Below are 6,000 nucleotides of genomic sequence, written 5' to 3'. Positions count from 1 at the left end.
TGTGGGCCGCAACTAACAATCAATGGGCGCGATGAGGGCAGATTAAGAGCGCAACATCCTGTCGCAACGTCTGCACTAGCACGTCCTGTGTGTCGGCCCCCCATTGATTGAAGTTTCACTTTATGGGAAAATAGTGGGTAGGGATTTCCATGCATTTGGTAAAGTAATTAATTTTATCTTACCATGGATTGATTTCTGTTTGTGCGGAAATTTCTGAGATAGGCAAATGTGTGATGTAAATCACTTATATATCATACTAAGAAATGATATCTTTTATATAAAGAGATTTTCACTATTTATATGTGGGAAATATAGTTTAAGGGGGTAGGAGTTTGATGACAGGAGCGATATTTTTTGTGATCGTCCTTACCATTATCGCAATTATTACTACTATTATATTTATTACTAAAGGTGATCCTAATTACAGAAAATCAGCTAAACGGAATACAAGGAATCTCACCTTTATATACGTGATAGCTACCATCCTATCATTATTTGCATTAGTTTTTTATATTTGGCAATTTTAATAAAATACATTTGTCGAAAACGCTTGGGAAGCCAATTTTCTAAGCGTTTTTCTATGCCATTATATTTTTTTAAAAAAAATTACCTTTTTAGTGTAGGGATAGAGCACCTGACTTTCGTCTATTAGGGTGGAAGCTGTCAGAAAGGGGGAGAGAGCGATTAGCGACCAAGTTCTAATCCAAAAAGTAAAAAGCGGCAATCACCATGCATTTCGGCTTTTGGTTGAAAAGTACCGCAATGATTTGTTCCGGACCATCTACGCTGTATTAAGAAACCAAAAAGAAGCGGAAGATGCCACACAAGAAGTTTTTATTAAGATTTACACCTCTCTCTCCCAATATGAAAATCAAGGGTTTAAAACATGGATTACGAGAATTGCAGTAAATCATGCAATTGATGTAAAGAGGAAGCAGAATCGGAGTCAAGAAGATATAATAGATTTGGCGGAAAGAGAAATATTGGGGAATCGATGGGAAAGTGTAGAGGACGAGATTATACATAAAGAAAAAGTTTCCCGTGTTCGTGAAAAGCTCCATGAGCTGCCTGAAAATTATCGAAACGTCATTTACGATTTTTACATTGCGGATAAGACGTATCAGCAAATGGCTGCGGAACAAAATGTTCAAGTGAAGACAATTGAGACGAAGCTTTACCGTGCCCGCAATTGGATGAAGAAGCATTGGAAGGAGGACGATTTTTCATGAGGCATTATTCAATAGAAGAGTGGATGAAATACGTGAAAAATGAATTCGATCAGGACGTCCGTGAGGAGTATGAAAACCATCTTTATACTTGTGACCAATGCTTGGATTTATATCTAGAGGCGGTGACGGTAGCGGAAAGCGAATTGCCGGAGATTGAGAATGAAATTGAATTTACTAATTCAATCATGGCGCAGATAGCTGAGAGTCATCCTCCTTCAGTAAAGGTCGTGAATAAGAGGAAGGAAAGCCGGCCTTTTTATCAAACGGCGATATTTCACTATACAGTCGCAGCGGCCATGACCATTTTACTTATGACAACTGGCGTTTTCCAGTCGATTACACAATATACCGTAAGTGTCCAAACACCAAGCTTCCAGGAAAAAAGAACATCGGTTACAGAAGGAATTGTAGATAAAACCTTCGCCTGGATGGATTCATTAGATAAAGATAGCAAGGAGGCTAATAAATAATGAAAAATCCGATTATCGCGTTTTTATTGGGATTTTTCCCTGGTGGCGGTTTACTTTATTTAGGGAAGATATTTTGGGGTCTTATTTACATGTTCGGGGAGTTTTTCTTGATTGCGATTACCTTTTTCTTTGCCGCACATGGTGAAGGGGACGTCGCTTTCGTGATTGTCATCATTGGAGTGATTCTTTATCTTGTCAATCTAGTTGATACAGGGATTTCGGCATCTAGAATGTTGCATCGCAAGGAAGCAATGCCTGTCGAATCTGGTTCGGCTGGAAGTGAAATGGAGTATGAACGGTTTCGTACGATTTTATTATCCTTTATTCCCGGTGTGGGGCATTTTCAACTCGGCTTAATGAACCGGGGGATTACCTTATTAATTGCGTTTATGGGCTTAGCGATTATGGTGTTTTTTGTGGCGATATTGACCCATAGAGACGAATTCTTGATTTTTTGGGCGATCTTGCCTGTCATTTGGGTGTACGGGTTTTTTGATGCCATTCAGCAATTAAATAAGAAGCAGCGCGGTGAACAGCTTGTAGACCGCACCATCTTAGAAGACTTCGAATCCCGAAGAGAGGAAGGGAAGAAAAGTAAAGCCATCGCTACTTTATTTTCCGTTTTCCCTGGAGCTGGCCATCTATATATTGGCTTACAGCGCCGTGGAATTCAATTAATGGCTGCTTTTCTATTCTCCATCTATATTTTAGACGTATTAAGATTAGGTATTTTCTTATTTTTAATTCCAATTATCTGGTTTTACAGCTTTTTCGATGGCTTACAAAAAGCTTCAAGATACGAAGATGAACCGCTTGAGGACACGCCCATCATTTCCTACTTATTTAATCATCAGAAATGGATCGGCATTGGTCTCGTGCTCCTTGGTCTGTATTATTTAACAACGAATATTCTTCTGCCTGTTCTATCACCAATGCTAATGAATGCCATCAATATTGATATTCGCTATTGGTTCGAGCGCTATTTCCAAACAGCTGTTGTTTGTATCCTCTTAATTGGCGGGGGCTTGAAGCTGCTTACAGGAAAAAAGGAGAAGAAAATAGAGATATCAGAGGAATAGAGTTTCACTGGTGCCCGTTCGTGTGGAAAAAGGCGAAGGAAGGGCATCAGATAGCGAGATTGATGCCTGATCACGTGGAAAAAAGCGAAGGAAGGGAATCAGAAAGCGAGATAGGTGCCCGTTTGCGTGGGAAAATGCGCAGGAAGGGAATCAAAGAGAGGTTCTAGTAACATCTTGCATGAAAGATTAACCCTTCCATATTTTAATAAAGAAAGGTGGTTTTCCAATGAGGACCTGGCGTGTTGGAACATTTTCCATGGGGGCATCGCTCCTTATGCTTGGGATCATTCTTCTTTTATCACAAATTTTAGGCTACAAGCTTATACATGTGATGATGTCATGGTGGCCGATTATATTAATGATTCTTGGAATTGAAATATTAGTATTTCTCCTCTTTACAAAGCAGGAGAAACCTTTTTTAAAATATGATTTTCTTAGTATATTCTTTGTAGGCTTTTTAGGGACGGTCGGAATTGGCTTTGCGATTATTAGCTCTACAGGAATTTTGGAAAAACTGAATGATGTTTTACAACGAGAGGAGCGGACCTTTGAGCTCCCAGTCTTTGAACAGAAAATGAGTGACAGCATTAAAAGAGTAGTCGTAAATGCGGAGCATTCCCCTTTTACAATAGAGGGGACGCCCGAGAGCGAATTGGCGATATTTGGTACATACCGCGCTCTTTCAGGAAAAAATGAGGAATTAGTATCCGAATCAGAGGATTATGTGTCCATTAAAGAAAAAGGGGACACCCTTTATATCAACTTAAAGGGATTGCCAAGTGAAGCTGCCAGGCCATTTGATAGATTTGCAAGTTTATCTGCAACTATTCTCATTCCTAACAACGTAAAACTTGAGGTGAATGGAAACGATAATTCTATTACTCTTAAACCGCGTTCCCTTATGAGTGATTGGGCTGTTGACCGCGCATCTCATCTTTCCGTACAAATTCAGAACTCCAGTGATGTCAAAATCACTGCCACGGGTGTAAAGGAAATTCAGGGTGACCTGGAAAAATGGAATATTACAAAAGAAGCGAAGCAAAATGAATATGGAGATGCGGCCATAAAACAAGCCACGTTCCAAACAGGGGAAGGAAGCCACAAGCTTCAGATATTAAATAGTTATCAGGTGAGTTTAAATTCAGTCGAGTAGCCGTTATGATGAAAATACGGTACCCGGTTAATCTGGGTATCTTTTTCTAATGGTCTGCATCTATTAGTAGTAGAGATCCGGATAAATAAGCTTGTATTGTGGGAATAATGGATTTATCGCAGATTAACGGGCTGTAAGACCCCCTACTTCAAGAAGTTGAGTAATACAAAATTTCTAAGTGGGGGATCAACAGCCCGTAAAGGCCCGATTGGTTCAACTAACAATCAGTGGGAGATGAGGCAGACTATGAACGCGATGTCCTGTTGCGATGTGTGCACTAGCTTGTACTGAGCGTTGAACCACCCCACTGATTGAAGTTTCACTTTATGTGCTTAGTTCTGTCTTCGGTTTAGGTAAAAAATTGATATGTTGTTGCCTTTTAGATATGATGTTAACTGAATGAGAAAACGGATGATGTAACTTAAAGTTTATTAATAGGATGATGGGTATGAAAAGAGCAAGAATTATTTATAATCCAACTTCCGGTCGGGAAATTTTTAAAAAACATTTGGCGGAAGTATTACAAAAGCTGGAAACAGCAGGTTATGAGACATCTTGCCATGCGACAACAGGACCAGGAGATGCAACAAAGGCTGCACGAATGGCTGTCGAACGTAAATATGACCTTGTCGTGGCTGCAGGGGGAGACGGTACGATTAATGAGGTTGTCAACGGACTGGCAGAACAAGCTTACCGGCCGAAGCTCGGAATCATTCCAGTAGGTACAACGAATGATTTTGCACGGGCTCTGCATATTCCGAGGGATATTGAAGCTGCAGCAGATATCATCGTTAAAGGTGATAGGATCCCTGTCGACATTGGACGGATTAATGATAAGTATTTTATTAATATTGCCGGCGGTGGCAGGCTGACAGAGCTTACTTATGAAGTGCCAAGCAAGCTGAAAACGATGCTTGGGCAGCTCGCCTATTATTTAAAAGGGATTGAAATGCTTCCATCCATTCGATCAACGGAAGTGAGTATTGAGTATGATGGGAAGCTTTTTGAAGGGGAGGCGATGCTTTTCCTTGTTGGGTTAACCAATTCAGTCGGTGGATTTGAAAAGCTCGCTCCAGATTCATCGATTAATGACGGCTTGTTTTCCTTATTAATTTTGAAAAAGACAAACCTAGCTGATTTTATCCGAATTGCAACACTGGCAGTCCGCGGTGAGCATATCAATGATCCGCAAGTCATTTATACACAAGCGAACCGGATAAAAGTACAGTCTAGCGAAAAACTCCAACTAAATCTTGATGGCGAATTCGGCGGATTGCTGCCAGCCGAATTTGTGAATCTTTATCGCCATTTAGAAGTCTTTGTACCAATTGATCAAATCCGTGATGAGGACCGCCCGAGGGATTGGGCAAGTTCCTTATAAGAAAGAGGAGCTCGTTCCTATTGGGGGCGGGCTTTTTGCATACTAAGCATATGAAATGTGATAAACTTTAAGAGAATTTTATAAAAGGGGTGATGTTAAACATGAGTATTAGTGAAAGGATTGTGAACGAACTGATCGAAAAGATGAATCAAATGAATCAAAACCACAGTGAAAGTGAAATCTTTGTCCCTGGAAAGGGGAAATTCAAGATTATTTTACAGACAGAAAATGAAATGTCTATAAACGAAGAGGTAAATGCTGATCCCACATTGGCGGAAAAGTTTGAGAAGAGTCGAGATGCATATCGTCATCAAAGATTTATGACATCCAAAGAATTAATAAACAGGATAAAAGAAACGGACTTTAATGATGAGAAATAAAAGAAGAGTCATATGGCCAGAACCTATCTTGAAAAACTTTTTACCCTTCAAAGTATTCATTTTACACCGGAAGAAACCAAAGATTTTTTAATAAACCTCGTACTAGAAGTTGAAGACCTGTTATTAAACCCAATACTATCTAAATCATATATGGAGGAATTCGGACGATTCATTGGCATCTCAAGAGTTATTGTCAGGAAGTTTTGTATTTATAATGAGTTTCATGGCTCTGACATTGTTATATTGAACATTAAATTCCCAGGTGAATACTCCGGTTAATTTCTTACCTAATTTTCTTCGTTTGCTAA

The 6,000-nt window shown here is 39.6% G+C and carries 7 protein-coding genes; all 7 read left to right on the top strand.

Annotation, left to right across the window (positions count from 1 at the left end; translation table 11 throughout):
- Positions 1 to 332: 332 nt before the first annotated feature.
- The 7 genes from V7164_RS19610 to V7164_RS19580 all read left to right on the top strand — a co-directional run bounded on the left by V7164_RS19610 (position 333) and on the right by V7164_RS19580 (position 5,692).
- Positions 333 to 527: a hypothetical protein gene (locus V7164_RS19610; RefSeq protein ID WP_335354999.1), complete on the top strand. Its 195-nt coding sequence runs from the start codon at positions 333 to 335 to the stop codon at positions 525 to 527.
- Between the two features lie 126 nt (positions 528 to 653).
- The gene (locus V7164_RS19605; RefSeq protein ID WP_335347741.1) at positions 654 to 1,229 is read left to right on the top strand and encodes an RNA polymerase sigma factor; all 576 of its coding nucleotides are present in this window, start codon (positions 654 to 656) and stop codon (positions 1,227 to 1,229) included.
- Positions 1,226 to 1,699 carry a hypothetical protein gene (locus V7164_RS19600; protein WP_335354998.1) on the top strand — a complete coding sequence of 158 codons (474 nt, stop codon included), beginning with the start codon at positions 1,226 to 1,228 and terminating at the stop codon, positions 1,697 to 1,699. Before V7164_RS19605 ends, V7164_RS19600 begins: the two co-directional genes overlap by 4 nt.
- The gene (locus V7164_RS19595; protein ID WP_335355004.1) at positions 1,696 to 2,778 is read left to right on the top strand and encodes a hypothetical protein; all 1,083 of its coding nucleotides are present in this window, start codon (positions 1,696 to 1,698) and stop codon (positions 2,776 to 2,778) included. The genes V7164_RS19600 and V7164_RS19595 overlap by 4 nt, the downstream gene beginning before the upstream one ends.
- 226 nt (positions 2,779 to 3,004) lie before the next feature.
- Complete coding sequence (locus V7164_RS19590; protein WP_335347739.1) at positions 3,005 to 3,931, top strand: hypothetical protein; 927 nt, start codon at positions 3,005 to 3,007, stop codon at positions 3,929 to 3,931.
- A 448-nt stretch (positions 3,932 to 4,379) separates the two neighbouring features.
- Positions 4,380 to 5,312: a diacylglycerol kinase gene (locus V7164_RS19585; protein ID WP_335343904.1), complete on the top strand. Its 933-nt coding sequence runs from the start codon at positions 4,380 to 4,382 to the stop codon at positions 5,310 to 5,312.
- Positions 5,313 to 5,413: 101 nt separating this feature from the next.
- Complete coding sequence (locus tag V7164_RS19580) at positions 5,414 to 5,692, top strand: hypothetical protein (protein ID WP_335343905.1); 279 nt, start codon at positions 5,414 to 5,416, stop codon at positions 5,690 to 5,692.
- Positions 5,693 to 6,000: the final 308 nt, after the last annotated feature.

Source organism: Bacillus sp. JJ1474, assembly GCF_036965225.1.
In the GTDB taxonomy this organism is placed as follows: Bacteria; Bacillota; Bacilli; order Bacillales; family Cytobacillaceae; genus Cytobacillus.
The sequence above is the reverse complement of the archived record's forward strand: the minus strand, read 5'-3'. Positions and strand labels throughout refer to the sequence as shown.

Excerpts from the sequence above, each read along its gene's own strand:
- V7164_RS19600 (WP_335354998.1), top strand. The coding sequence starts at position 1,226 with ATGAGGCATTATTCAATAGAAGAGTGGATGAAATACGTGAAAAATGAA.
- V7164_RS19580 (WP_335343905.1), top strand. The coding sequence starts at position 5,414 with ATGAGTATTAGTGAAAGGATTGTGAACGAACTGATCGAAAAGATGAAT.
- V7164_RS19590 (WP_335347739.1), top strand. The coding sequence starts at position 3,005 with ATGAGGACCTGGCGTGTTGGAACATTTTCCATGGGGGCATCGCTCCTT.
- V7164_RS19585 (WP_335343904.1), top strand. The coding sequence starts at position 4,380 with ATGAAAAGAGCAAGAATTATTTATAATCCAACTTCCGGTCGGGAAATT.